Genomic DNA, 2,716 nt, shown 5'->3' with positions numbered 1-2,716 from the left:
GTACAACTATTGCATCTTCTTTGTGGGCTACTGGTAACTTCAGAGAAGAAACAAATGAACTGCATGGTAATTGCTGATCTGAACCTACGTCTTTGGAAATATCTTCTTCATGAAGTACTAGAATCTCGTGTGATGATGAAAAATTCAAACTGTCTGGCAACTTTTGATTGGAAAGAGCGTGTATATCTAAGTTTGTATCTTTTCTTTCTGTGACTCTTTTACCAAGTTGTTCAATTTTTTTTTTTTTTTTCCACATCTTTTATTACTTCAACATAACGGATTTAAGATACAGCATATACAAAATATCATAACTTGGAAGTAATAAGGACAAGCAAAAGAAGAAACTAATTCTCCGAGGTAACCCAGTGAGCTGGTCACAGGGTTACATGTTTGTCCATGATCATGCATCTGATGACGACAACAATATAAAAAACATACAATGCAACACAAAAAGATAATTGACGAATAAGCCAATAAACGGTGTAAATTTTACGAAACCAATATATGCATTAAAGTTCGATGACTTTTCGAGGTGCAATTATGCAATATTAGGAAAAACATAAAAGATAAAAATTTAGCTTACACATTTTTCTGAAAACGAATAAAAAGATAAATAAAAAAAAAAATGAATTATTTGCTCAGTAACTCATTTATCAGTGCGATTGATTTAGCGTCTCATACGATGCGACTAAGTGTTTTAAAAGTCGACGCTTAAAAGAAACTAGACTGTTTGATTCTTGGATCTCTTTGGTAAGAGAATCCCAAATCCTTGGACCACGTATACTGATACCGTTTTCACGAATAACCGTGCGAAAACCAACCATAGAGAAAAAATGAACATTACGAGTTTCATAATACCGTTTAGAATCTGTAACCGAAACATATCGCAAGCAAGATACAGGCAAGAGACAATGCTTAACTTTGAACATAAATTGCGCATTTTGGTAGATATTAATATCAAATAATTTCAGCAGTTTAAGAGATACAAACAATGGATTACTAGGCGATCGAAATGTTGAAAGTGTAATTAGTCTCAGGGCACGTTTTTGTAAACAAACTAGTCTTCGCAGTGCAGTGGCGCTAGCAGAACCCCAGATTAAGTTACAGTACGTTAAATATGGGTAAATCATTGTATAATACAACATTAACAAAGCATTTCTCGGAAGAGTATTTCTTAAACGTCCCATCACCGCAAGTCCTCTTGAAATCTTTAATGCAATATAATCAATATGTTTTTTCCAGTTTAGTTTATCATCTACAAAAACTCCAAGGAATTTTGCATTATCAACCTGTTCAATCGAATAACCGTCAATCATAATATTAAATTTGGTGCCAGATCTAGTGTGTTTATTTCCAAATAGAATAAAATTTGTTTTTTTAGTATTTAGCGACAGTTTATTTGCTTTAAGCCAATCTGAAACTTTTGCTAACTCTACATTTATAGTTTGATTAAGCTGTAGCAGGTTTTTGCAAGAAAATACCAGAGTGGTGTCGTCGGCAAATAATATGAATGATAGCAAATCAGAACAGTTTACGATATCATTGATGTACAAGATAAATAAAAGAGGTCCAAGGATGGAACCTTGTGGAACCCCATAAATAATATTCTGTATACTTGAAGTTGCACCGTTCAAAGTAACACACTGTTTGCGATTAGATAGGTAACTATTAAACCACTGTAGCGCTACACCTCGAACTCCATAATGCTCAAGCTTTCTTAATAGTATGCTGTGGTCGAGCGTATCAAAAGCTTTTGACAAGTCAATAAACACTCCAATAGAAAATTCTCTTTTATCAATGGCCACACTAATTCTGTCATACAAATCAATCAGAGACATATAGGTAGAGTGGTTTCTACGGAAACCATATTGACTATCACAAAGAATATGTTTAGAGTCAAGATAAGCTAGCAGTCTATTAAAAACCACTTTTTCATAAATTTTTGAAAAGCTAGGCAATATTGAAATCGGCCTGTAGTTCAAGAAATCGGACATATCACCACTTTTAAATATGGGACAAACTCTAGCAATTTTTAATGCATCTGGGAAAACACCAGTGCGTAAAGATTGTTTTATAACAGCGGAGATTGGATGAGCAATAGCATGAATAGATGCTTTCATGATTTTGACAGGAATATCATCATGTCCTGCACTTGACTTATTATCAAAATTGGAAACAATGCTAAAAATTTCTGCAGGATCTGTGGGATAAAACACAAATGAATCCTTATAGGAATTTTTGAGATAATCTGCAAAATGTACAGGTACAGGTAGAATGGAAGCTGCAAGCCGACTGCCAATGTCCACAAAATATTTGTTAAAGTTTTCAACAATTTCAGATTTATTAGTGATAGTGGTACCATTAACATTAAATGAATCAGGAGAGTTTTCAAAGCTTGCCCCACCCATCAGGTTATTAAGCAGTCTCCAGGTTTGACGTAGGTTACCGGAAGCTGCTTTAAATGTTTCAAAATAGTACGACTTCTCTGCCACCTTCAACAAATGATTTAATTTCTTCCTGTAAACTAAGTATCGTTTTTATTAAATGCCGTTCCAGTTTTTTTTTATTTTTTGTAAAGTGTTGACTTCTTTAAGCAAGAGCGAATTAAGCTTTTCGTCATCCAGGGATGCCGAGGAGTAAGTCTATGAGAAATTTTCACAGCATTTCATGGAAAGTGCTTATTAAAGATGAATTTATAACAAAATGATTCATATGC

General features: G+C 33.8%; 1 protein-coding gene. It reads right to left on the bottom strand.

Features of this window, described 5'->3' with window-relative positions; all coding sequences use genetic code 11:
- Positions 1-653: 653 nt before the first annotated feature.
- Complete coding sequence (locus tag ACKVOV_RS06665) at positions 654-2,492, bottom strand: RNA-directed DNA polymerase (protein WP_409205983.1); 1,839 nt, start codon at positions 2,490-2,492, stop codon at positions 654-656.
- Positions 2,493-2,716: the final 224 nt, after the last annotated feature.

Source organism: Flavobacterium sp. (assembly GCF_046153165.1).
Lineage (GTDB): Bacteria > Bacteroidota > Bacteroidia > Flavobacteriales > Flavobacteriaceae > Flavobacterium.
The sequence above is the reverse complement of the archived record's forward strand: the minus strand, read 5'-3'. Positions and strand labels throughout refer to the sequence as shown.